This window comes from Streptomyces chiangmaiensis (genome assembly GCF_036281785.1).
Taxonomy (GTDB): Bacteria; Actinomycetota; Actinomycetes; order Streptomycetales; family Streptomycetaceae; genus Streptomyces; species Streptomyces chiangmaiensis.
Map to the genome: position 1 here is coordinate 26211 of NZ_JAYWVC010000032.1, position 23502 is coordinate 49712.

Consider the following 23502-nt stretch of genomic DNA (forward strand, 5'->3'; position numbering starts at 1 on the left):
CCGGAGGTGATGACATGTCAAAAAGGTTGCTGCGCCTGGTGTGTACGGCGGCGGTGACCGTCTCGGTCCTGCTCGCCTCCGCACCCGCGGTGGCCGCCCCGGACCCCGGCACCAGCCCCGCCGCGCAGCCGGCCCCCCGCCCGGTCTCGGAACTCCTGACGGACCTTCAGAAGCGTTATCGCGAAACCGAACAGGCCACCGAGGTCTACAACGCCACCACCGAGAAGCTGACGAAGCAGCAGGACGAGGTCAAGCGGCTGGACGAGAGTCTCACCCGGACCAGACTGGCCCTGCAGACCAGCCGCAGCGCAGTCGGCCGCCTCGCCCGGCAGCAGTACCAGAGCAGTACGCACATCTCCGCGTACGTACGCCTGCTGCTCGCCCGCGATCCGCAGCACGCGCTGGAGGAGGGCCATGTGATCGGGCAGTTGGCGCGGAAGCGGGCCGAGAGCGTGCAGCAGCTGACCGTCACCGAGAAACAGGCCGACGCACTCGCCCGACGGGCACGCAAGGCCCTCGACGACCAGCTCACCCTCGCCGACCTGCAGAAGAAGGCGCGGGACGACGTCGAGCGGCAGCTGAAGGACATCGAGAAGCTGCTCGCCACCCTGACCCCCGAACAGCTGGCCGCACTGGCCGCGTTCGAGAAGAACCAGAGCGCCGCGGCACAGGAGACGTTCGTGTCGTCCGGCGCCCCCGGGGTCGCCGCCCTGCCGTCCGCAGCGGGCGACAGGGCCCTGCGGTACGCCGTGGACCAGATCGGCAAGCCCTGCCAGTGGGGCGCCGCGGGCCCGGCGTCCTACGACTGCTCGGGGCTGACCTCGCGGGCCTGGGAGCGCGCCGGGCGAACCATCCCCAGAACCAGCCAGGCACAGTGGGCCGGGCTGCCCCACGTGCCGCTGAACCGGCTGCGGCCCGGGGACCTGGTGCTCTACTTCCCCGAGGCCACGCGTGTGGCGCTGTACCTCGGAGGCGGCAGGGTGGTGCAGGCGCCGGCCGGGGACCGAGATCAAGGTGCCCCCGATCGCGGCCAACCCCGTGCTCGGAGCCGTGTGCCCGAATCGGGGGGCACAACCGCTGGGCCACTACGCACCGCCGACGCTCCCGCGGGGCGCCACGGACGGCTCCGACGCCGGTTACGCGGCGGTGCGGCCGCCGACCGCCGCCGGGTAGGCCTGCGGCCACCGGTCCCACGGTGGCCGCGTCCGTACGACGAGCAGGAGGCGTGCGGCAGGCCGTGGCCGCCGCCGCCCGGTACGGGACCGACCCGGTGAAGGGGGGTGACGACCTGTGGTGACGACGGTCGAATTGCTGGTCGGAAGGTCGTCAGGCTCCTGCGACAGAGGCCAGGTACGCCTCCGTCTTCTCCGGCTCATAGAAGAAGTTCTCGAAGTCGGCCGGGTTGTCGAACCCGTTCGCGAAGCGGTCGGCGACCGGCTGCAGCGCGCCCGCGGCACCGATCAGGTTGAGGACGTGCTCCGGTGGCACACCGAGCATCGCGTTCGTCCACTTGGTCACGTGCTGGGCCACGTCCCAGTAGCGGTCGAAGGTCTGCTGCATCCAGGCCTCGTCGAACTCCTTGTCCCCGTGCTCGAGGATGGAGGCGAGGTAGGAGGCGGCACACTTGGACGCCGAGTTGGAGCCCTGTCCGGTGATCGGGTCGTTCGCCACGACGACGTCGGCCACACCCAGGACCAGCCCGCCGCCGGGCAGCCGGCCGATCGGGTTGCGGACGGTGGGCGCGTAGCGCCCCGACAGCGTGCCGTTCGCGTCGGTGAGTTCCACCTTGGTGGTCCGCTCGTACTCCCACGGCGTGAAGCGTTCCATCAGTTCCAGGGTCAAGGAGAGGTGCTCCTCCGGGTCCTTGACGCCCTTGAAGACGTCCAGCGGGCCACCGGGAATGCCCTCCCAGAACAGGATGTCCGCGCGGCCGGAGTTCGTCAGGGTCGGCATGACGAAGAGCTCGCCGACGCCCGGCACGAGGTTGCAGCGGACCGCGTCGTAGTCAGGGTGCTCCGGGCGGGGGCCGAGCCCGTGAACGTACGCGACCGCGAGGGCCCGCTGCGGCTCGCTGTACGGCGAGCGCGAGGCGTCGCGGCCGAACATCGACACCAGCTCGCCCTTGCCGGCCGACACCAGCACCAGGTCGTACGTACGCGAGAAGAAGTCGAGGTCGGAGACCGCGGCGCCGTGGATGACCAGCTGGCCGCCCCGCTGCGCGAACGCCTCCATCCAGCCGGCCATCTTCACCCGCTGGTCGACGGACTGCGCGTACCCGTCGAGCTTCCCGACCCAGTCGATGACGCGCTGCGACTCCGGCCCGGCCACGGACACGCCGAGCCCCTCGATCTTGGGGGCCTGGGACTCCCAGAAGTTCAGCTTCAGGTCGCGCTCGTGCTGCAACGCCGTGTCGAACATGCACTGCGTCGACAGGACCCGTCCGGAGCGGATCTCGTCCGCGGTCCGGTTGGACATCAGGGTGACCTCGTACCCGTGCGACTGGAGACCGAGGGCGAGCTGGAGTCCGGACTGGCCGGCTCCGACGACGAGTATCTTCCGCATGCGGGTGGTGCTCCTATCGGGACTGCTCGGGGGTGACGTCGAGCGCGTGGCCGACGAGGGCCAGGAGGGTCTCGATCACCGAGATCCGGCGACGCGCATCCATGATCATGACAGGTATGTGTGCGGGGATCGTCAGCGCCTCACGCACGTCCTCGGGTTCGAACCGGTCGCTGCCGTCGAAGTGGTTGACCGCGACCATGTAGGGCAGACCGCTGCTCTCGAAGTAGTCGAGCGCCGGGAAGCAGTCCGCGAGCCGCCGGGTGTCCGCCAGGACCACCGCACCGATCGCACCGCGTACCAGGTCGTCCCACATGAACCAGAACCGCTGCTGACCCGGCGTACCGAAGAGGTAGAGCACCAGGTCGTCGTCGAGCGTGATGCGGCCGAAGTCCATGGCCACCGTGGTGGTGAGCTTCTCGGGCGTCCCGGTGAGGTCGTCGGTGTCCTCGCTGGCCTCGGTCATCAACGCCTCCGTCTGCAGAGGTGTGATCTCCGAGACGGCGCTCACCAGGGTGGTCTTGCCGACGCCGAAGCCGCCCGCCACCACGATCTTCGTGGCGATCGGAGCGCGCGTGCGGTCCGTCTGCCAGGCCTGCGGTTGCTCCTCGCCGTCGAGGAGCGGGGAGACGCCCGGGGAGGCGTCAGAGACGACGGAGTCCACTCAGCACCCTTTCCAGCAGAGCGCGGTCCGGCTGTCCGGGGCCGTGACCGGTTCCGTACACACGGATCTTTCCCTGGTCCGCGAGGTCGCTGAGGAGCACGCGGACCACCCCCAGCGGCATCCTCAGCAGCGCCGCGATCTCCGCCACCGTGCGCATGCGGCGGCAGAGTTCGACGATGGCCCGCATCTCGGGCATCACTCGGGTGGTCAGTGAACCATTGGTCAGTTCACGCCGTTCCTCCGGGGCGTCCAGTGCGGCCACGAAGGTCTCGACGAGCAGCACATGCCCGAAACGGGTGCGTCCGCCGGTGAGCGAATAGGGGCGCACACGGGCCGGTTTACGGTCGCCGCCACGCACGGGAAGCTTCTTCGGTGTGCTGCTCATCGGGCGCTCCCTGCCGACGCGGCCTCCAAGGACTTGCGCAGCTCGCTGCGGAGTTCGGGGGTCAGGACGTGTCCGGCACGGCCCACGAAGAGCGCCATGTGGTAGGCCACCACGCTCATGTCGCAGTCCGCGGAGCCGTGCACGCCGAGCAGCGAGCCGTCGCTGATGGACATGACGAACAGGCTGCCCTCGTCCATCGCGACCATCGTGTGCTTGACCCCGCCGAAGTCCATCAGCTTCGCGGCACCGATGGTGAGGCTGCCGACGCCGGAGACGATGCTGGCGAGGTCGCCGGAGGACCCTCTGGGGCCGCCGGGCCTCCCCTCCTGCCTGGCCTGGGCCTCCGCCGTGGGGGTCCCCCCGCGCGAGCTCGTTCGAGCGTGGGGGAGGCCGGGGTCGGAGGAGAGCAGGAGCAGTCCGTCGGAGGAGACCACCGCGACCGACAGCAGCCCTGGCACCTCCTCGACGAGGTTCGTCAGCAGCCAGTGCAGATTGCGTGCCTCACTGCTCAGTCCGAAGGTACTGGGCGCGGTCAACTGCTTGCCTCCTCGACAGTGCCCCCCGATGCTTCTACATCCTGTGCCGTGCCGGGTGCGGCGGTGTGTGACGGTGACGTGGGCCGCTGCGCCGGTTGCTGCGTCTCGCCGGTCTCCTCGGAGGCCTCCGCCGCCACATGGCGGTAGCCCTCCTTGGCGCCGCGGTGGAAACCGCCGAGTCTGCGGCGCAGGGCCTCGGCGTCCACACCGCCGGCGCGCTGCCGTGCGGCCGGGGCGGGCGCTGAGATCTTCGGAGTGCGCTTGGGAAGCCCCTTGGACGTGAGCCGGGGGGCCTCGGGCTCCTGCGGCTCTTCCCGGGGTTCTTGCGGCGCCGGGGCGGGCCGCGGCCCACCCTCGTCGTCGGTTCGGTCGTGGGAGTCGGGCCCTATGGCGTACGGGTCGGCCGAGGTCTGGGCGGGGATGGCGGCGGCCGCACCGGTTGCCGGCTCGTTCCTCCTGGGCAACGGGAGCAGCAGCTCCATCGTGGTCTCGGGGCCGGTCTCCGCGAGGGGCTCGGGCGCGCTCGAGGCGGGCTTCCCCGCAGGCTCGCCGTCCGGAACGGATCCGGGCTCCCCCACGGGCTCGTCCGCCGCCGCGGCCGCGGCACCATGTTCCCGCGCGGCCCCGTCCTCGCCCACGGCGTGCTCGTCCCATACGGACTCCTGCAAGCCCGGGCTCTCCTCGCGCTCCCGTACGGCCTGTTCCGCCGCGGCGATCAGCGGGTCCTCGTCCCCCTCGGGCTCCTGGACCGACATCCGCGAACGGCCGCTGAGGACGTTCGAGTTGACCTCCGCGTCGGCGCCGGGCAGAGAGGCGCTGTGCGCGCCGCCCGTCGCGGGTCCCGCGACAGGCACGGCGGCCGCCGGGGCCGCGGCCAGCACAGGCTTGGCCAGAACGACCACCGCCGCGACACCGCCCTGCTTCTGCTCGCGCAGCCGGACGCGGACGCCGTGCCGGTGGGCGAGGCGGGCGACCACATACAGTCCGAGCCCGAGGCCCTCCCCGCTCTCCTGGTCGTACGGGTCGTCCGGGTCGAACTCGGCGAGCCGGTCGTTGAGCCGGCTCAGCCGCTCGCCGCTCATGCCGATGCCCTCGTCCTGGACGGAGAGCATCACCTCCCCGCTCTCCAGGAGCCAGCCGGAGACCTCGACCGGGACGTCGGGCGGCGAGAACGAGGTGGCGTTCTCCAGGAGTTCGGCCACCAGGTGCGAGAGGTCGTCGGCGGCGAACCCCGCGATGTGCGCGTGCGGCGGGAGTGCGGCGATCCGGACCCGCTCGTACCGCTCGATCTCGCTGACCGCGGCGCGTAGGACGTCGACGAGCGGCACGGGACCGGCGTGCTGCTGGACGTGCTCGGTGCCGGCCAGGACGAGGAGGTTCTCGCTGTGGCGGCGCATGACCGTGGCGAAGTGGTCGAGCTTGAAGAGCGTGGAGAGCCGCTCGGGGTCCTGCTCGCGCTCCTCCAGGCCCTCGATGACGCTGAGCTGCCGTTCGACCAGGCCGAGGGTGCGCAGGGCGAGGTTGACGAAGGTGCCGTGGATGCTGTGGCGGATCTGCTCCAGGTGGGCGGAGGCCTCGGTGAGGTCGTTGCGCAGCCTGGCGCGCTCGTCGGCCATGGTCTGGCGCTGGCCGACGAGATGTTTGCGGTCGGACTCCAGGGTGGACAGGCGCTCCTGGAGGGCGACGGCGTGTGCGTGCAGGGCGTTGACGGAGCGGACGACCTGGGCGAACTCGTCGTTGCGCCCGGTGAACTTCACCGGTTCCTCGGTGGCGGGATCGGCGGCCACCCTGGCCGTGCCGATACGAAGGACGGCCAGGGGGCGGGTGAGGCTGCGGGCCATGGCCGTGGCGATGCCGACGGCAACGAGCAGGAGCGCGCCGAGGAGGGCGATGCGGATCTCCAGCGTGGTGACGTCGTCGTCGCGCAGCTGGGCGAGGTCCTTGTTGCGGCTCTCGTACAGCGAGGCCTCGACGCCGCGCATCAGGTCGACGCGGGCGGACAGGGCGGCGTCGACCTTCTTGGCGCTCGAGCGGAGGTCGCGGTCGGAGAGGGTGGGCTGGTCGGTGAGGGCCTTGAGGTACTTCTCGGCGGAGGTGACCTCGGGGCCGGTGACCGTGGAGTCGTACGAGTTCCGGGCCTTGTCGGGCGTGTTGTCGCGGAAGTCGGCGACGGCCGCGCCGGAGCGGACGGCGGCCTGCTGAGCGGCGGCCGAGAGCGCGTCGCGCTGCTTGGTGTCGGCCTCCGAGGAACTGGTGGTGGTGGTCGGAAGACCCGTGATCGGGTCGATGGTCGTCTCGGTGGTGCTCGGGATGTTCAGGGCCGCTACCAGCAGACCCCGGGCTGCCGCGGCCTGCTGCACGGCGCTGTCGAGCTGGGCGAGCGCGTAGGCGCCGGAGCCCGCGCGGGACGGCATCTTTTCGGCCAGCCGTTCGGCGAGGGCGTGCAGCTCGGTGATGGCGGCGGAGTACGCCTGGTGCGCTTCGAGAGCGCTGCTCTTGCCGACGAGCGCCGCCCGTCGCACGGCACCCACGACGTCGAGGTCCTTGCGGAGCGCCGCCGGGATGTCCGGATTGGCGCGCAGGTCCTCGATCTCCCGGTCGACCCGGGTGCTCTGCTGCTCCGCGGGCGCGCCGGACTTGGGCCGCCCGGAGGCCACCCACGAGGTGACCCCGTCGCGCTCGTCGGCCAGTGAGTGGGCCAGGGTGAGGGCGTCCTGTGTCTGCTCGGCGAGCGTCACCAGACTCTGGGCGTCGCCGAGCCGGCCGGAGGCCCCGATGACACTGGGCGCCCCGGCCGTCGCGATCGCGGCGGCCACCACGGCCACCGCGACGATCAGCCGGTTCCGCACATGGGTGGGACGGCCGCTGCCCACGGACTCGGACGAGGCGTCCCGTTCGGGGGCTGTCTGCTTGCCTGTGCGCCGAGGCCGCTTCTTCTGCACCGGTGCTCGCATTCCTGACTCGTATACCCATGGGCCCGGGTGACGGTCCGTCAACTGGGGCGTCGACCCGGTACGACGGCTTCCGACCCTCCCAGTGCCGGTGGACAGAGGTCTCGCTTCGCCTGACCCGCCACCCGAAGGAGTGAACATCGGTGAGGAGTCGGCGGCAAGTTCCTCTCGCCCGCGCAGCGGGCGTGCCCGGCGGGCCGGTTGGACGTCGGCGGCACACTTTGGCAATATTCGCCACCACGCTTCACCGGAGTCGATCATTCCATCCCAAACCAGGCGCCTGACCTGGTAGGCCGCACCGATTCGGAAACCGTTGCCAGTCTCCTGTGGACCTTGTGAAGGGCTCGTGCAGACTGGCCGAATGCGTACTGACCTCATCTCCGAGCCCGGCGACCCGGCCCGCTCCAACGAGGACTTCGCCGCACTCGCGCTACCGGCTTCAGGGCAGGGCGGGGCACTGGTCGTGCTCGACGGGGTGACCCCACCGCAGGGCGACGACGGCTGTCTTCATTCCGTCCCCTGGTTCTGCGCACGGCTCGGCGGAGCGCTGACCGAACTGTCCGTTTCCCGCCGGGATCTGACTCTGCCGGAGATCCTTTCGCACGCGATTCTCCGCACGGCCGACGCCCACGCGGCCACCTGTGACCTTTCTCACCCGCGCACCCCTCAGGCGACCGTGGTCCTCGCCCGCTGGTCCGAGGCCGCGGTGGAGTATCTGGTCCTCTCCGACTCGGCTCTCCTGGCCGAGTCCGCCGACGGCACGGTCACCGCCCTCCTCGACGACCGGCTCGCCCAGGTCCCGCGCGCCAGTCTGGCGACGGAGGCGATCGCGGACGCCACGGTCCGCAACAAGGAGGGGGGATTCTTCACCGCGGCGGCGGACCCGTCGGTCGCCGCCCGCGCGGTCACGGGCGAGCTGCCGCGCGGGGCGGTGCGCACCCTCACGGCTCTGACCGACGGCGCGACCCGGTGGACCGAGAAGTTCCGCCAGGGCGACTGGACGGACCTGTTGACGTTCGTGCGCAAGGAGGGGGCGGCGGCACTGGTGGAGCGCGTACGGGAGCTGGAGGCCGCCGATCGCGAGGAGCGGGTACACCTGCGCCGCAGCAAGACCCACGACGACGCGACAGTGGTGCACGTGGAGCTGTGAGGACGCCGCCGCGCGGCCTACTTCTCCATGCTGCGGTTCAACTGGTTGAGCAGACGCGCCAGTTCCGCCACCTCGCACCGGTCCCAGTGCGACAGCTCCCTCACGTACCGCGCACGGCGCGCGTCGCGCACCTTTCCGACGCGGCCGCGCCCCTCCTCGGTGAGGTGGACCAGCCACGCCCGGCCGTCCGCCGGGTCGGGCTCGCGGGCCACCAGGCCCAGTTCCTCCAGGGCGCGCAGCTGACGGGACATGGTGGCCTTGCCGACGCCGATGTAGGCCGCGAGTTCCGTCGCACGCTGCCGGCCGTACTCGTCCAGGCGGACCAGGAGGCCGTACGCCGCGGGCTCGAGGTCCGGGTGCACCTCGCGGGCCATCTCGCCCTGGTTGGCCCGGGCCCGCCGCAGGAACACCGTGAGTTCGCGCTCCAGGGAGAGGAACTCACGGTCCGCACCGCTCTGGTCCACACCGTTCCCCGACGCGCCGGGTTCGACCGGACGTCCTTCGGCGTTTCCGTCCTCGTGCACGTCAGCTCCCCTGCCCCGGTTTCCCGTTCCTGAAAGTTTCTGCCAAACGTCGCCATTGCGGCAGCTCCGTCAGTATTTCGCAGGCGTAGACCAACGGCCTCCTCCGCCCCCCTTCGCAGTCCGGCGCCCCCGTGCGCAGCGTCCTTGTCCGCTCCTTCCTGGCATGCCCACGCCATCATTGGCGGTTCGGCGACGCCTCGCGGCCCCGCACACCCCGGCACGGGGCATGCCCGAGCGAACCCCAACCGAGCTCCACCAAGCTCCACCGAGCCTTTCGGAGGCACGTCATGCCCTGGACCGGGTGCAGGCGCTCGCCGACGGCTGAGTCCCCGTACGGCACGGCGAAGGCCCGGGCCTCCCGCACGGAGATCCGGGCCTTCCCGCATCCGGTGGCGTCCGTCACGCCGCCACCGGAACCTCCCGCGTCACGCCGCCACCGGCACCTCCGGCGCAGCGCCGTTGGTGGCCGGCGCGAGCGCCAGCTCCAGAACCTGGCGCACGTCGGTGACGGCGTGGACGTCCAGCTTCTCCAGCACCTCGGCCGGGACGTCGTCCAGGTCGGGCTCGTTGCGCTTGGGGATGACGACGGTCGTCACTCCGGCCCGGTGCGCGGCGAGCAGCTTCTGCTTCACCCCGCCGATGGGCAGCACACGGCCGGTCAGCGAGACCTCGCCCGTCATCGCCACGTCCGTACGGACCAGGCGGCCGGACAGCAACGAGGCCAGTGCGGTCGTCATCGTGACGCCCGCGCTCGGGCCGTCCTTGGGGACCGCACCCGCCGGGAAGTGGATGTGCACACCCCGGTCCTTCAGATCGCCGACCGGCAGTTCCAGTTCGGCGCCGTGGGAGCGCAGGAAGCTGAGGGCGATCTGTGCCGACTCCTTCATCACGTCGCCGAGCTGACCGGTCAGGGTCAGGCCCGCCGCGCCCGTCTCCGGGTCGGCCAGCGACGCCTCCACGTACAGGACGTCGCCGCCTGCGCCGGTGACCGCGAGTCCGGTCGCCACGCCGGGCACGGCCGTCCGCCGCTCGGCCGGGTCCTGGGCGGACTCGGGCACGTGGTGCGGACGCCCGATCAGGGCACGCAGGTCCTCGTCGCGGACGGTGAGGGGCAGCTCCTTCTGGCCCAGCTCGTGCTGGGCCGCGACCTTGCGCAGCAGACGGGCGATCGAGCGCTCCAGGTTCCGGACGCCTGCCTCCCGGGTGTACTCGCCGGCGAGCTTGCGCAGGGCGCTCTCGTCGAGCGTGACCTCGTCCTTGCGCAGACCCGCCCGCTCCAGTTGGCGCGGGAGCAGGTGGTCGCGGGCGATGACGACCTTCTCGTCCTCGGTGTAGCCGTCCAGGCGGACCAGCTCCATACGGTCGAGAAGGGCCTCCGGGATGGCTTCGAGGACGTTCGCCGTCGCGAGGAACACGACGTCGGACAGGTCGAGTTCCACCTCGAGGTAGTGGTCACGGAAGGTGTGGTTCTGGGCCGGGTCGAGAACCTCGAGCAGGGCGGCGGCCGGGTCGCCCCGGAAGTCCGAGCCCACCTTGTCGATCTCGTCGAGCAGGACGACCGGGTTCATAGAACCGGCCTCCTTGATGGCGCGGACGATCCGGCCCGGCAAAGCACCCACATAGGTGCGCCGGTGGCCGCGGATCTCGGCCTCGTCGCGCACGCCGCCGAGTGCGACCCGCACGAACTTGCGTCCCATGGCGTGCGCGACCGACTCGCCGAGGCTCGTCTTGCCCACGCCGGGCGGACCGACGAGGGCGAGCACGGCACCTCCGCGCCGTCCGCCGACGACGCCCAGGCCCCGGTCGGCGCGCCGCTTGCGCACCGCCAGGTACTCGGTGATGCGCTCCTTCACGTCCTCGAGGCCCGCGTGCTCGGCGTCCAGGACGCCCTTGGCGCCACGGATGTCGTACTCGTCCTCGGTGCGCTCGTTCCACGGCAGTTCGAGCACGGTGTCCAGCCAGGTCCGGATCCACGACCCCTCGGGCGACTGGTCGCTCGACCGCTCCAGCTTGTCGACCTCCTTCAGAGCGGCCTCACGGACCTTCTCCGGCAGGTCGGCGGCCTCGACGCGGGCCCGGTAGTCGTCAGACTCCTCTCCTTCCTTGGAGTCGCCGTTCAGCTCGCGCAGCTCCTTGCGGACGGCCTCCAGCTGACGGCGCAGCAGGAACTCGCGCTGCTGCTTGTCGACGCCCTCCTGGACGTCCTTGGCGATGGACTCGGCGACATCCTGTTCGGCGAGGTGGTCGCGCAGCCGCTGGACGGCGAGCTTCAGCCGGGCGACCGGGTCGACGGTCTCCAGCAGCTCCACCTTCTGTTCGGTGGTCAGGAAGGGCGAGTAGCCCGAGTTGTCGGCGAGCGCGGAGACGTCGTCGATCGCCTCGACGCGGTCCACGACCTGCCAGGCGCCACGCTTCTTCAGCCAGTCGGTGGCCAGGGCCTTGTACTCCTTGACCAGTTCGGCCACATGGCCGGGCAGCGGGTCGGGCACGCTCTCGTCGATCCGCGTCCCCTCGACCCACAGCGCCCCACCCGGGCCGGTGGTCCCGGCACCGATCTTCACGCGGCCACGGCCGCGGATCAGCGCGCCCGGGTCACCGTCGGCCAGCCGGCCGACCTGCTCGACGGTGCCGAGCACACCGGTGCTCGCGTACGTCCCGTCGATGCGCGGCACCAGCAGAACCCTGGGCTTTCCGGGCTCGGACCGAGCGGCGGCCTGTGCGGCCTCCACCGCCGCGCGCACCTCGGAATCACTCAGGTCCAGCGGAACCACCATCCCGGGCAGCACGACCTCACCGTCGAGCGGCAACACGGGCAGGGTGAGCGGTGTGGACGTCGAAGCCATGATCTCCCCTTCGGCAGTCAAGTTGAGCTATGCGGACTCAATGCGCGAGAGGATTCGATTGTTCCCCCGGGGGTGTTCGCTGTGAGCGATCGCGTCTGCCGATTCTGTGAACAGCAGGTCAGGAGGTACGGCACGACTGTCACGGCCCCGGGTGGGCCCTGTCCGTGGCGATCCTCTGCCGCTCCAACGCCCGGAGGAAGAAGGGGCTTCCCGGCCTGCCGACCCGTCATGTCCGCCGTGGGCGGCCCATGCCACTCCGGACGATCAAGAGGCGAAAAAGCGGTTGCCCCGTCGGCCACAGCCGGCCCTACGGTCTCCCCGTGACAGAGACGGAGATACTGCTCGCCGCGTACGACGACCAGATGCGCGGCGCCCCGCCCACCCCTCCGGTGGGCGTCGTCCACGAGCACGACGGACCGCTCCTGCGGATCGTCGGTCAGTTCCGGGGCCTGGTCAGCGGACCGCGCGACCTCGGGGTGCGCGGGGCGGAACTGGACCGGCTGATCGCCCGGCAGCGCGACTACTTCGCCGCCCGGGGCGAGGCACTGGAGTGGAAGACGCGCGGGCACGACATCCCGGCCGACCTCGTCGACCGGCTGGGCACCGCGGGCTTCGTGCCCGAGGACCGGGAGACGGTGCTCATCGGGCGCACGGAGGAGATGGCCGCGCTGCAGCCCGTCCTCCCGCAGGGCGTCGCACTGCGGCGGGTCACGGCGGATGCGGACATGCGGCGCATCGCCGCGATGGAGTCGGCCGTCTGGGGAGAGGACTGGAGCTGGCTCGCGGACGATCTGACCGGGCGGGTCGCCGCCGGCCCCGACGAGATCGCGATCTTCGTGGCGGAGGCGGACGGGGAGGTCGTCTCGGCGGCCTGGCTCGCGTTCCGCGGCGAGACGGAGTTCGCCAGCCTGTGGGGCGGCTCGACGCTGGCCGACTGGCGGGGCAAGGGCATCTACCGAGCCCTCGTCTCGATCCGCGCCCGCCTCGCCGCCGACCGCGGGGTGCGCTATCTCCATGTGGACGCCTCCGACGACAGCGCCCCCATCCTGCGCCGTCTGGGCTTCCGGGCGGTGACCACGACGACGCCCTACGTGTGGACGCCGCCCCGTCCCTGACCGCACACGACGGGGGCGGCGACCGTGGTCACCCGGCCGCCGCCGGGACGGGACCGGTGACGGCGCCGCAACACCGGCCATGTCGCGATGCCGGTGGCCAGCGCCAGCAGGTGGCCCCAGTCGCTCAGCGGATCCGTGAACGCGGCCAGGTCCTGGAGCAGTACGGCGCCGAACATGATGAGCACCGTCCAGCGCAGCCACGGCCTCAGCAGTCCCGTCAGCGCGCCGAGGCACGCGGCGACGCCGAAGCTGATGCCGTAGTCGAGCCGGTGCAGAGAGCTGTCGGGCAGGCCGCCCACGAGCACCGAGAGTCCGACCGGGACCTCCGTCGCGAGAGTGGCGAGCACATGGCCGAGCAGAAAGACGACAGCCGTACGCAACCCGCCGATCCGCCGCTCCAGCGCCGTCAGCACGAGCAGGAAGACGAGGGCGTACGACGACGTCAGCCCGCCCGCGATCCACAGTGCGCTGGCGACCAGCACCAGCCCCGGCGCCCGCATCAGATGGGCGACGTCGGTACTGGACTGCTGGTACAGGGTGTGCACCAGTGCCGGGTCGGCGTACCCGGCGAACAGCGACGTCACGAGGAGGACGGCGGCGTATCCGAAGGTGAAGGGCGTACCCGTGGGGGTCGGCAGAAGCAGCCAGGGACGTGGAGGCGCCGTGCGTACGGACCTCGGCGCGGGCACGGCCGCAGCGCCGCGCGGCAGCGCCGTGCGCTGGCGCGGCATGCCGTCCAGGAGCGGCGTACCCGTCCCGGGGGCGGTGAAGGGGGCGTCGGCCGCCGAAACCGTGGGTTCCAAGGTGCGGTGCTCCTTCCGTCACACACCACCCTTGGCGCCACACGCGTCGCTGTCCATGACCGACGCCGCCCGCGACGGGATTCACAGCTGCTTCCCAGGTGTTTCGTATATCCGGGGCGAACACACGAACGGATGTCCGGTCCCCGCGGAACCTCTGCGGCGTCCCGACGCACGGGCGAACCGACCACGTACGGCGTGCCGCCCCGGAAAATACGTCGTCCGCGGCGCCTCCCGTCACCAGAATGTGGCCCATGCCTCATCCGTACGACACCTACGACACCCCGGAAGTCCTGGACCGGCGCGAGGGCCCCCACGGGGAGGTCGTGCTGCGGCGCCACGGCGAGCTGCTGCAGATCATCGCCAACGGCTGCTTCCTGATGGACACCTCCGACGGGCGCTCGGAGCGGCTGCTCGTCGACGCCGCGTACGACGCCCTGGACGGACGCTCGGATCCGAGCGTCCTGATCGGTGGGCTCGGTGTCGGCTTCTCGCTCGCACACGCCGCCGCGGACACGCGCTGGGGTCAGATCACCGTCGTCGAACGTGAGCACGCCGTCATCGACTGGCACCTCGACGGCCCGCTGTCCGCGCGGACCGCGCAGGCGTTCGCCGACCCACGCACCCGCATCGTCGAGGCCGACCTCGTTACTTACATCAATGAGACGTCGGACACGTACGACGCCCTGTGCCTCGACATCGACAACGGGCCCGGCTGGACGGTCACGGACGACAACGACAGCCTGTACTCGGCCGCCGGACTGGCAGGCTGCGCACGAGTGTTGAGGCGCGGCGGGGTGCTGGCGGTATGGTCGGCGCAGCCCTCTCCGGAATTTGAAGGATCCCTCTGGAATGCCGGGTTCCGGCGGGTGCGTACCGAAGAGGTCCAGGTTGCCCGGGGCGTTCCCGACGTCGTGCATCTCGCTGTCAGACCTGGATAGCCGACCGGCGGTAACTCCCCGTACGCTGCATCCCTGACGCGGATCATTCAAGCGTCAAACGCAGTCATGGGATCACCCCACGGATTCCGGAAAGCAACCCCAGGGGCGGGCGATGGAGCAGACACACACCTCGCACAACGGCACGACGGCGACCCCGGGCGCTCAGCGGCGGGTTCTGGTGGTCGAGGACGACCCGACGATCGTCGACGCCATCGCCGCCCGCTTGCGCGCCGAGGGATTCCTCGTGCAAACCGCCGGCGACGGCCCGGCAGCGGTCGACACGGCGGAGGCATGGCAGCCCGACCTGCTGATCCTCGACATCATGCTGCCGGGCTTCGACGGGCTGGAGGTATGCCGTCGGGTGCAGGCACAGCGCCCGGTGCCGGTCCTGATGCTCACCGCGCGCGACGACGAGACGGACATGCTGGTCGGGCTCGGCGTCGGCGCCGACGACTACATGACCAAGCCGTTCTCGATGCGTGAGCTGGCCGCACGCGTGCACGTGCTGCTGCGCCGGGTCGAGCGGGCCGCACTGGCCGCCACGACACCGCGCAGCGGCATCCTGCGCCTCGGCGAACTGGAGATCGACCACGCTCAGCGGCGGGTCCGGGTGCGCAGCGAGGACGTCCACCTCACGCCCACCGAGTTCGACCTGCTCGTGTGCCTGGCGAACACGCCGCGCGCCGTGCTCTCGCGCGAGCAGCTGCTCGCCGAGGTGTGGGACTGGGCCGACGCGTCCGGCACCCGCACCGTGGACAGCCACATCAAGGCCCTGCGACGGAAGATCGGCGCGGAGCGCATCCGCACCGTGCACGGCGTCGGCTACGCGCTGGAGACGCCCACGCCATGAGCGGCGGGCCGGCGTCACGAAGAGGCCCCGGGGAGCCCTGGGGCAGCGTACGTCCGTTCTCGATCAAGACCAAGCTGGGCGCGCTGGTCGTGATCTCGGTGCTGATCACCACGGGTCTGTTGTTGATCGCGGTGCGCACCGCGACCGAGCTGCGCTTCATCACGGTGTTCTCGATGATCGCCACGCTGCTGATCACGCAGTTCGTGGCCCACTCGCTCACCGCCCCGCTGGACGAGATGAACGCCGTGGCCCGGTCCATCTCGCACGGTGACTACACCCGCCGGGTACGCGACACGCGCCGGGACGAGCTGGGTGACCTGGCCCACACGATCAATCTGATGGCCGATGAGCTGGAGGCCCAGGATCGCCAGCGCAAGGAACTCGTGGCGAATGTCTCGCACGAGCTGCGCACGCCCATCGCGGGCCTGCGCGCGGTGCTGGAGAACATCGTGGACGGGATATCGGCCGCCGACCCGGAGACGATGCGCACGGCGCTGAGGCAGACGGAGCGGCTCGGGCGCCTGGTGGAGACGCTGCTGGACCTCTCCCGCCTGGACAACGGCGTGGTCCCGCTCAAGAAGCGCCGCTTCGAGGTGTGGCCGTACCTGTCCGGCGTCCTCAAGGAGGCCCAGATGGTGTCCTCCGCGCGCGCGGGCTTCGCCTCGGGCTCCGGCAGCCACACCCGGACGGACGTCCATCTGCACCTCGACGTGTCCCCGCCGGAGCTGACCGCGCACGCCGACCCGGAGCGTATCCACCAGGTCGTCGCCAACCTGATCGACAACGCGGTCAAGCACAGCCCGCCGCACGGCCGCGTCACGGTGAAGGCCCGGCGCGGACCGGAACCCGAGTCGCTCGAGCTCGAGGTCCTGGACGAAGGGCCCGGCATCCCCAAGTCGGAGTGGCACCGGGTCTTCGAACGCTTCAACCGGGGAGCGGTGAGCCGGCCGCACGGGCCGGGCAGCGACGGCGGCACGGGCCTGGGCCTGGCGATCGCACGCTGGGCGGTGGATCTGCACGGTGGCCGGATCGGTGTGGCCGAATCCCCTCGCGGCTGCCGGATTCAGATCACCCTTCCGGGAGAGCCCTCTCTGCCAAGTTGACGTAAAGTTCACAGCAGAGCAACAAGATCCACGCCTGTCCCCACTGATGGACACGTGTGATCAGGCAGAGACCCACGCACATCCCGCGCCGGGCCGGCGTCGCACCCGTTTCAGAGCGGAACCACGTTTTTTTCCCGCCAATTCCACCGCCGAAACACGCTTTCCGATGTGACTTACGCGACGATGAACGGGCTCGACCTGACCTTCGCGGCCGGGGAGGCGTAGCCTTTATTTCCGCTGTCCAATCACCTTGTGAAGCGGAAGAGGGCGGTTACCGCCGTGTCGCCACAGTCCCCCAGTAACTCGAGCATCTCGACCGACGACCGAGCCGGGAAGAACCCCGCTGCCACGTTCGGTCCCAACGAGTGGCTCGTCGACGAGATCTATCAGCAGTACCTCCAGGACCCGAATTCGGTAGACCGCGCCTGGTGGGACTTCTTCGCCGACTACAAGCCGGGGGCGCCCGCCTCCACGGCTACGGCGGCCGCGGGGACCACCACGGCCCCCCAGGCCGCGCCTGCCATGCCCGCCGTCCCGGCCATGCCCGCCGCCCCCGCTGCGCAGGCCCCGGCCGCGCCTCCTGCCGCGCAGGCCCCGGTCGCCCCGGCCGCCGCCCCTGCGCAGCCGGCCGTCGCGCCCGCCCCGGCCAAACCGGTCGCTCCTGCCGTCGCGAAGCCCGCCGCGGCGCCCGCCAAGCCCAAGAAGGACGAGCTCGTGGCCCAGGCGCCCGAGGGTCCCGAGCTGGTGACCCTGCGCGGCCCCTCCGCCGCTGTCGCGAAGAACATGAACGCCTCGCTGGAGATGCCCACGGCCACGTCCGTGCGCGCGGTCCCGGTGAAGCTGCTCTTCGACAACCGCATCGTCATCAACAACCACCTCAAGCGCGCCCGGGGCGGGAAGATCTCCTTCACGCACCTGATCGGCTACGCGATGGTCCAGGCCGTCAAGGCCATGCCGTCGATGAACTGGTCGTTCGCGGAGAAGGACGGCAAGCCGACCCTGGTCAAGCCGGAGCACGTCAACCTCGGCCTCGCCATCGACCTGGTGAAGCCCAGCGGTGAGCGCCAGCTCGTCGTCGCGGCGATCAAGAAGGCCGAAACGCTGAACTTCTTCGAGTTCTGGCAGGCCTATGAGGACATCGTCCGCCGCGCCCGCGACAACAAGCTGACGATGGACGACTTCACCGGCGTGACGGTCTCCCTCACCAACCCCGGCGGCCTCGGCACGGTCCACTCGGTCCCGCGTCTGATGCCCGGCCAGTCGGTGATCATGGGCGTCGGCGCGATGGACTACCCGGCGGAGTTCCAGGGCACCTCCCAGGACACCCTGAACAAGCTCGGCATCTCCAAGGTCATGACGCTCACGTCGACCTACGACCACCGGGTGATCCAGGGCGCCGCCTCCGGCGAGTTCCTGCGCGTCGTCGCCAACCTCCTCCTTGGCGAGAGCGGCTTCTTCGACGAGATCTTCGAGTCCCTGCGCATCCCCTACGAGCCGGTCCGCTGGCTCAAGGACATCGACGCCTCGCACGACGACGACGTCACCAAGGCCGCCCGCGTCTTCGAGCTGATCCACTCCTACCGGGTCCGCGGCCACGTCATGGCCGACACCGACCCGCTGGAGTACCGCCAGCGCAAGCACCCCGACCTGGACATCATCGAGCACGGCCTCACCCTGTGGGACCTGGAGCGCGAGTTCGCCGTCGGTGGCTTCGCCGGCAAGTCGATGATGAAGCTGCGCGACATCCTCGGCGTGCTGCGCGACTCGTACTGCCGCACCACCGGCATCGAGTACATGCACATCCAGGACCCCAAGCAGCGCAAGTGGATCCAGGACCGCGTGGAGCGCCCGCACAGCAAGCCGGAGCGCGAGGAGCAGCTGCGCATCCTGCGCCGGCTGAACGCGGCGGAGGCCTTCGAGACCTTCCTGCAGACCAAGTACGTCGGCCAGAAGCGCTTCTCCCTGGAGGGCGGCGAATCGGTCATCCCGCTGCTTGACGCGGTGATCGACAGCGCGGCCGAGTCGCGCCTGGACGAGGTCGTCATCGGCATGGCCCACCGCGGCCGTCTGAACGTCCTCGCGAACATCGTCGGCAAGTCCTACGCGCAGATCTTCCGCGAGTTCGAGGGCAACCTCGACCCGAAGTCGATGCACGGCTCCGGCGACGTGAAGTACCACCTGGGCGCCGAGGGCACCTTCACCGGTCTCGACGGCGAGCAGATCAAGGTCTCCCTCGCCGCCAACCCGTCCCACCTGGAGACGGTCGACCCGGTCATCGAGGGCATCACCCGGGCCAAGCAGGACATCATCAACAAGGGCGGCACGGACTTCACGGTCCTGCCGGTGGCCATCCACGGCGACGCGGCCTTCGCGGGCCAGGGCGTGGTGGCCGAGACCCTGAACATGTCGCAGCTGCGCGGCTACCGCACGGGCGGCACGGTCCACATCGTCATCAACAACCAGGTCGGCTTCACCGCGGCCCCCGAGTCCTCGCGCTCCTCCATGTACGCGACGGACGCGGCCCGCATGATCGAGGCCCCGATCTTCCACGTGAACGGCGACGACCCGGAGGCGGTCGTGCGGGTCGCGCGTCTGGCCTTCGAGTTCCGTCAGGCGTTCAACAAGGACGTGGTCATCGACCTCATCTGCTACCGCCGCCGCGGCCACAACGAGTCGGACAACCCGGCCTTCACCCAGCCGCTGATGTACGACCTGATCGACAAGAAGCGCTCGGTGCGCAAGCTGTACACCGAGTCGCTGATCGGTCGGGGCGACATCACCCTGGAGGAGGCCGAGCAGGCGCTGCAGGACTACCAGGGCCAGCTGGAGAAGGTCTTCACGGAGGTCCGCGAGGCCACGTCGCAGCCGACCTCGGCCGCGACGCCGGAGCCGCAGGACGGCTTCCCGGTCGCGGTCGGCACGGCCATCTCCTCGGAGGTCGTCAAGCGCATCGCCGAGTCCCAGGTCAACATCCCCGACCACTTCACCGTCCACCCGCGTCTGCTGCCGCAGCTGCAGCGCCGTGCGGCGATGGTCGAGGACGGCACGATCGACTGGGGCATGGGCGAGACCCTGGCCATCGGCTCGCTGCTCCTCGAGGGCACGCCGGTCCGCCTCTCCGGCCAGGACTCCCGCCGCGGCACCTTCGGCCAGCGCCACGCGGTGCTGATCGACCGCGAGAAGGGCGAGGACTACACCCCGCTGCAGTACCTGTCGGAGGACCAGGCGCGCTACAACGTCTACGACTCCCTCCTGTCCGAGTACGCGGTCATGGGCTTCGAGTACGGCTACTCGCTGGCCCGCCCGGACGCGCTCGTGATGTGGGAGGCGCAGTTCGGCGACTTCGTCAACGGCGCGCAGAGCATCGTCGACGAGTACATCTCGGCGGCGGAGCAAAAGTGGGGCCAGACGTCGGGCGTCACGCTCCTGCTCCCCCATGGCTACGAGGGCCAGGGCCCGGACCACTCCTCGGCCCGCCCGGAGCGTTTCCTGCAGCTCTGCGCCCAGAACAACATGACGGTCGCGATGCCGACCCTGCCGTCGAACTACTTCCACCTCCTGCGGTGGCAGGTGCACAACCCGCACCACAAGCCGCTGGTGGTCTTCACGCCGAAGTCGATGCTGCGCCTCAAGGCCGCCGCGTCGAAGGCGGAGGAGTTCACGTCCGGCCAGTTCCGCCCCGTCATCGGCGACACGTCGGTGGACCCGGCCGCGGTCCGCAAGGTCGTCTTCACCTCGGGCAAGGTCTACTACGACCTCGAGGCGGAGCGCCGGAAGCGCGGTGTGACGGACACGGCGATCATCCGTCTCGAGCGCCTGTACCCGCTGCCGGGTGCCGAGCTCCAGGCCGAGATCAAGAAGTACCCGAACACCGAGAAGTACCTGTGGGTCCAGGAGGAGCCGGCGAACCAGGGCGCCTGGCCGTTCATCGCCCTGAACCTCATCGACCACCTCGACCTCGCGGTCGGCGCGGACATCCCGGCCGGCGAGCGCCTGCGCCGCATCTCGCGCCCGCACAGCTCGTCGCCCGCCGTGGGCTCGGCCAAGCGGCACCAGGCCGAGCAGGTACAGCTGGTGCGCGAGGTCTTCGAGGCGTGAGCCGCTGAGCGTGCCTGACGACGGGGCCCGGCCCCGAGCTTCGGCTCGGGTCCGGGCCCCTCGCTGTGTCCCGGGCCGTCCGGTGGGCCGTAGCGGACGGCCGGGTGACGCAGGCAGCGGCGCCACGGGGGGCTTGAGCCGCGTCCCTGCCGGCGCTGGAGTTCCGGCCCGACCCCGCATCTCCGTGGCACGCCGGCCACCGCGCCCACAGGCGCGCGTGAGGTGCGGAAACGGGGCCAGAACCGGAGGTGATACGACGCCCTCCCGCGCGGCTTAACCTGGAGGGGTACGTCCCGGCCCAGCGCCTTCAGGAGAGCACCCGTGTACTTCACCGACCGCGGCATCGAAGAGCTCGAGAAGCGACGCGGCGAGGAAGAGATCACCTTCGAGTGGCTCGCCGAGCAGCTTCGTACGTTCGTCGATCTCAACCCGGACTTCGAGGTGCCGGTGGAGCGGCTGGCAACCTGGCTGGCGCGGCTGGACGACGAGGACGACGAGTAACGTCCGCTGACGTCCGCCGACCAGGACAGGGCGCCGTCGAGCACCAGGGGCTGCGGGCTGCCCGCGCCGGGCCCCGGCACCTCCCCGGGTTTCGCGCCGGGACCGGCGCACCGCGCATCGGGGGCCGGCCGTCCGCCAGGATCTGTGCGGGGCGGTCGCACGCGCCGTCCTGCGTGACCGCCTCGCCGACCTCGCTGTCGTCGGCCGCACCGTCGTAGGCCTCACTTGTCACGGGACCCACTGTCGGGCGCCTCGACGAGGCGAGGCCAGGGCGACCACGGGCGTGTTCACCACCCCGTTCCGGTGCCCGATCCCGGTGGTGCGGTTGCCGCCGCTGCGTGACGGCACGACCGCCCGAACAGGGTCCCAAGCCGGATGGTTTCGTCAGCTTTCCCCCCGCGGATTCCCCAGAACGGCGCCTTGACTTTCCCCGGCCGCGATATATCGTGAATAACACAAGACGCGATATGGCGTGTCGTTCGCCGCGTGCGCCGTGTCCGCACGGCCGAGGAGGTCAGCACCATGTCCGAGTGGTCCGTCGCAGAGCCGAGGAAGCTCACCTTCGACGCCCCCGTGACGGCACTCCACGTGCGCATCGTCAATGGAACGGTGAACGTGGTGGGCACCGACGAAGGTTCCGCGCGCCTGGAGGTCTCGGAGATCGAGGGCCCTCCACTGACGGTGACACACAAGGACGGCGCCCTCACCGTGGCATACGACGACCTTCCCTGGAAGGGCTTCCTCAAGTGGCTCGACTCCAAGGGCTGGCGTCGCAGCGCGGTGGTCTCCCTGGCCGTGCCGGCATCCACCCGCGTGGAGGTGGGTGTCGTCGGGGCCAACGCCGTGGTCTCGGGGATCGACGGCGGCACCGACGTCAAGGGCGTCACGGGCGACACGACACTCGTCGGTATGTCCGGACCGCTCCGCGCCACGACGGTGTCGGGGAGCGTGGAGGCCCAGGGGATCACCGGGGAGCTGCGGCTCAACTCGGTCTCCGGCGACCTGACCGTCATCGAGGGTGCCTGCCCGTCCGTGAAGGCCGACTCCGTGAGCGGCTCGATCATCCTGGACCTCGACCCCACGAGCGGCCCCACCGACGCACGGCTGACGAACGTCTCGGGTGAGATCGCCATCCGGCTCCCCCACCCGGCGGACGCCGAGGTCGAGGCGAATACCGCTAGCGGCGCGGTGTCCAACGCCTTCGACGATCTGCGCGTGACCGGCCAGTGGGGCGCCAAGAAGATCACGGGCCGTCTGGGCGGAGGAAACGGCCGCCTGAAGGCGACCACGGTCTCCGGCTCCATCGCCCTGCTGCGCCGGCCCCCCTCGGCGGACGAGCCATGGGGCGCTCCCGGCCCACGGGACGCGGCCACCGGCAGGGACACCGCCGTCCCGTCCGACCGTTCCCCCGAGGGCGCGACCGGCGGTCCGACCGAGCAGAAGGGGCTCTGACATGGCTCCCGTCTTCGCCCATGGACGGCTGCGCCTCTATCTGCTGAAGCTGCTCGACGAGGCCCCGCGCCATGGATACGAGGTGATAAGGCTGCTGGAGGAGCGCTTCCAGGGGCTCTACGCACCCTCCGCCGGCACCGTCTATCCGCGGCTGGCCAAGCTGGAGGCCGAGGGCTTGGTCACGCACACCACCGAGGGCGGCCGCAAGGTGTACGCGATCACCGACGCGGGCCGTGCCGAACTCGCCGACCGCAGCGATGAACTGGCCGACCTGGAGCTGGAGATCCGCGAGTCGGTCGCGGAGCTGGCCGCCGAGATCCGCGCCGACGTGCGGGGGGCGGCGGGCGATCTGCGCCGTGAGATGCGGGCCGCGGCCTCCGAGGCCCGGCGGGGCACGAAGGAGCACACGGGGGCGTACGGGGACGGCGGCCCGTCCGAGAAGGAAGCGTGGCGCGCCGCCAAGGAGGAGATGCGCCGCGTCAAGCAGGAGTGGAAGGAACAGGCACGGCGCGCCAAGGACGAGAGCCGACGGGCCCGTGAGGACGCCCAGCAGGCCCGCCGCCAGGCCAAGGAGGCACAGGAGCGGGCGCGCGCCCAGGCGCAGGAGGAGGTGCAGCGCATCGCCCGCCGGGTTCAGGAACAGGTGCAGGACCACTTCGCGCGTGGCGACTGGCCGACCGGCGTACGGGAAGGGCTGACCGAACTGGCCAAGGAATTCGGCGAGTTCGGGAAGGAGTACGGCTTCGGGCGCACGGGGACGACGGACGCGCCGAAGACGCAGGGCGAGCCGGAGTACTCCCCGACGCCGGACGACTTCCCGGGCACCTACGAGCCTTCCTGGGCGCACGAGGACTTCCCGGGCGACCCGGCCCGCGCCCTCGACCGGCTCCTGGATCGCTTCCGTGACGACATCCGCGATGCGGCCCGCGACCATGGTGTGACGGAGGAGCAGCTCCGCGACGCCCGCCGCCACCTGTCGACGGCGGCGGCACACATAGGGGCGACGCTGCGGTCGCGGAAGGGCTGACGG

Annotated in this window: 17 protein-coding genes and 1 pseudogene; 10 read left to right on the plus strand and 8 right to left on the minus strand. The window is 70.8% G+C overall.

All coding sequences use genetic code 11. The features are described from left to right. The first annotated feature begins 14 nt into the window (after positions 1 to 14). Positions 15 to 1173 (plus strand): annotated as a pseudogene (locus VXC91_RS13205) (NlpC/P60 family protein). Between the two features lie 153 nt (positions 1174 to 1326). Here the strand turns inward: VXC91_RS13205 and VXC91_RS13210 are convergent. From VXC91_RS13210 to VXC91_RS13230, 5 genes are read right to left on the minus strand one after another with little or no spacing between them, the layout of a single operon-like run. Continuing rightward, entirely contained in the window at positions 1327 to 2562 is a 1236-nt protein-coding gene (locus VXC91_RS13210) for a styrene monooxygenase/indole monooxygenase family protein (protein WP_329507347.1), read from the minus strand. A 13-nt stretch (positions 2563 to 2575) separates the two neighbouring features. Next, positions 2576 to 3223, minus strand: a complete 648-nt coding sequence (locus tag VXC91_RS13215) for a GTP-binding protein (protein WP_329507348.1) — start codon at positions 3221 to 3223, stop codon at positions 2576 to 2578. After that, positions 3204 to 3608 (minus strand): DUF742 domain-containing protein, encoded by a 405-nt coding sequence (locus tag VXC91_RS13220; protein WP_329507349.1) that lies wholly within the window; start codon positions 3606 to 3608, stop codon positions 3204 to 3206. The genes VXC91_RS13215 and VXC91_RS13220 overlap by 20 nt, the downstream gene beginning before the upstream one ends. Beyond that, the gene (locus VXC91_RS13225) at positions 3605 to 4144 is read right to left on the minus strand and encodes a roadblock/LC7 domain-containing protein (RefSeq protein ID WP_329507350.1); all 540 of its coding nucleotides are present in this window, start codon (positions 4142 to 4144) and stop codon (positions 3605 to 3607) included. Before VXC91_RS13225 ends, VXC91_RS13220 begins: the two co-directional genes overlap by 4 nt. Further along, positions 4141 to 7098, minus strand: coding sequence for a sensor histidine kinase (locus VXC91_RS13230; protein WP_329507351.1), 2958 nt, complete (start codon positions 7096 to 7098; stop codon positions 4141 to 4143). The genes VXC91_RS13225 and VXC91_RS13230 overlap by 4 nt, the downstream gene beginning before the upstream one ends. A 358-nt stretch (positions 7099 to 7456) precedes the next feature. On the opposite strand from VXC91_RS13230, the gene VXC91_RS13235 reads away from it, so the two are divergent. Beyond that, entirely contained in the window at positions 7457 to 8245 is a 789-nt protein-coding gene (locus VXC91_RS13235) for a protein phosphatase 2C domain-containing protein (RefSeq protein WP_329507352.1), read from the plus strand. A 17-nt stretch (positions 8246 to 8262) separates the two neighbouring features. On the opposite strand, the gene VXC91_RS13240 is transcribed toward VXC91_RS13235, so the two are convergent. Next, positions 8263 to 8769: a MarR family winged helix-turn-helix transcriptional regulator gene (locus VXC91_RS13240; RefSeq protein ID WP_329507353.1), complete on the minus strand. Its 507-nt coding sequence runs from the start codon at positions 8767 to 8769 to the stop codon at positions 8263 to 8265. Between the two features lie 425 nt (positions 8770 to 9194). Further along, positions 9195 to 11612, minus strand: coding sequence for an endopeptidase La (gene lon, locus VXC91_RS13245; protein WP_329507354.1), 2418 nt, complete (start codon positions 11610 to 11612; stop codon positions 9195 to 9197). A gap of 320 nt (positions 11613 to 11932) precedes the next feature. Here lon and VXC91_RS13250 point away from each other — a divergent pair, with 320 nt between their 5' ends. Beyond that, on the plus strand, positions 11933 to 12727 hold the full coding sequence (locus tag VXC91_RS13250) for a GNAT family N-acetyltransferase (RefSeq protein ID WP_329507355.1): 795 nt from the start codon (positions 11933 to 11935) through the stop codon (positions 12725 to 12727). Here VXC91_RS13250 and VXC91_RS13255 read toward each other — a convergent pair. Continuing rightward, positions 12700 to 13530: a rhomboid-like protein gene (locus VXC91_RS13255; protein WP_408057378.1), complete on the minus strand. Its 831-nt coding sequence runs from the start codon at positions 13528 to 13530 to the stop codon at positions 12700 to 12702. The genes VXC91_RS13250 and VXC91_RS13255 overlap by 28 nt on opposite strands. A gap of 251 nt (positions 13531 to 13781) precedes the next feature. Here VXC91_RS13255 and VXC91_RS13260 point away from each other — a divergent pair, with 251 nt between their 5' ends. From VXC91_RS13260 to VXC91_RS13290, 7 genes are all read left to right on the plus strand, one after another. After that, positions 13782 to 14468 (plus strand): spermidine synthase family protein, encoded by a 687-nt coding sequence (locus VXC91_RS13260; RefSeq protein WP_329507356.1) that lies wholly within the window; start codon positions 13782 to 13784, stop codon positions 14466 to 14468. A 112-nt stretch (positions 14469 to 14580) separates the two neighbouring features. Continuing rightward, positions 14581 to 15318, plus strand: a complete 738-nt coding sequence (locus VXC91_RS13265; RefSeq protein WP_062706191.1) for a response regulator transcription factor — start codon at positions 14581 to 14583, stop codon at positions 15316 to 15318. Further along, positions 15315 to 16421 (plus strand): HAMP domain-containing sensor histidine kinase, encoded by a 1107-nt coding sequence (locus VXC91_RS13270; protein WP_329507357.1) that lies wholly within the window; start codon positions 15315 to 15317, stop codon positions 16419 to 16421. Before VXC91_RS13265 ends, VXC91_RS13270 begins: the two co-directional genes overlap by 4 nt. A gap of 279 nt (positions 16422 to 16700) precedes the next feature. Continuing rightward, positions 16701 to 20519, plus strand: a complete 3819-nt coding sequence (locus VXC91_RS13275) for a multifunctional oxoglutarate decarboxylase/oxoglutarate dehydrogenase thiamine pyrophosphate-binding subunit/dihydrolipoyllysine-residue succinyltransferase subunit (protein ID WP_329507367.1) — start codon at positions 16701 to 16703, stop codon at positions 20517 to 20519. 321 nt (positions 20520 to 20840) lie between these two features. Further along, positions 20841 to 21020: a DUF6104 family protein gene (locus VXC91_RS13280; protein ID WP_028420339.1), complete on the plus strand. Its 180-nt coding sequence runs from the start codon at positions 20841 to 20843 to the stop codon at positions 21018 to 21020. A 522-nt stretch (positions 21021 to 21542) separates the two neighbouring features. Beyond that, positions 21543 to 22472 (plus strand): DUF4097 family beta strand repeat-containing protein, encoded by a 930-nt coding sequence (locus tag VXC91_RS13285; protein WP_329507358.1) that lies wholly within the window; start codon positions 21543 to 21545, stop codon positions 22470 to 22472. A 1-nt stretch (position 22473) separates the two neighbouring features. Further along, on the plus strand, positions 22474 to 23499 hold the full coding sequence (locus VXC91_RS13290; RefSeq protein ID WP_329507359.1) for a PadR family transcriptional regulator: 1026 nt from the start codon (positions 22474 to 22476) through the stop codon (positions 23497 to 23499). The last annotated feature ends 3 nt before the right edge of the window (positions 23500 to 23502 follow it).

Excerpts from the sequence above, each read along its gene's own strand:
- VXC91_RS13270 (WP_329507357.1), top strand. The coding sequence starts at position 15,315 with ATGAGCGGCGGGCCGGCGTCACGAAGAGGCCCCGGGGAGCCCTGGGGC.
- VXC91_RS13230 (WP_329507351.1), bottom strand. The coding sequence starts at position 7,098 with ATGCGAGCACCGGTGCAGAAGAAGCGGCCTCGGCGCACAGGCAAGCAG.
- VXC91_RS13235 (WP_329507352.1), top strand. The coding sequence starts at position 7,457 with ATGCGTACTGACCTCATCTCCGAGCCCGGCGACCCGGCCCGCTCCAAC.
- VXC91_RS13210 (WP_329507347.1), bottom strand. The coding sequence starts at position 2,562 with ATGCGGAAGATACTCGTCGTCGGAGCCGGCCAGTCCGGACTCCAGCTC.
- VXC91_RS13290 (WP_329507359.1), top strand. The coding sequence starts at position 22,474 with ATGGCTCCCGTCTTCGCCCATGGACGGCTGCGCCTCTATCTGCTGAAG.
- VXC91_RS13285 (WP_329507358.1), top strand. The coding sequence starts at position 21,543 with ATGTCCGAGTGGTCCGTCGCAGAGCCGAGGAAGCTCACCTTCGACGCC.
- VXC91_RS13260 (WP_329507356.1), top strand. The coding sequence starts at position 13,782 with ATGCCTCATCCGTACGACACCTACGACACCCCGGAAGTCCTGGACCGG.
- lon (WP_329507354.1), bottom strand. The coding sequence starts at position 11,612 with ATGGCTTCGACGTCCACACCGCTCACCCTGCCCGTGTTGCCGCTCGAC.
- VXC91_RS13220 (WP_329507349.1), bottom strand. The coding sequence starts at position 3,608 with ATGAGCAGCACACCGAAGAAGCTTCCCGTGCGTGGCGGCGACCGTAAA.
- VXC91_RS13265 (WP_062706191.1), top strand. The coding sequence starts at position 14,581 with ATGGAGCAGACACACACCTCGCACAACGGCACGACGGCGACCCCGGGC.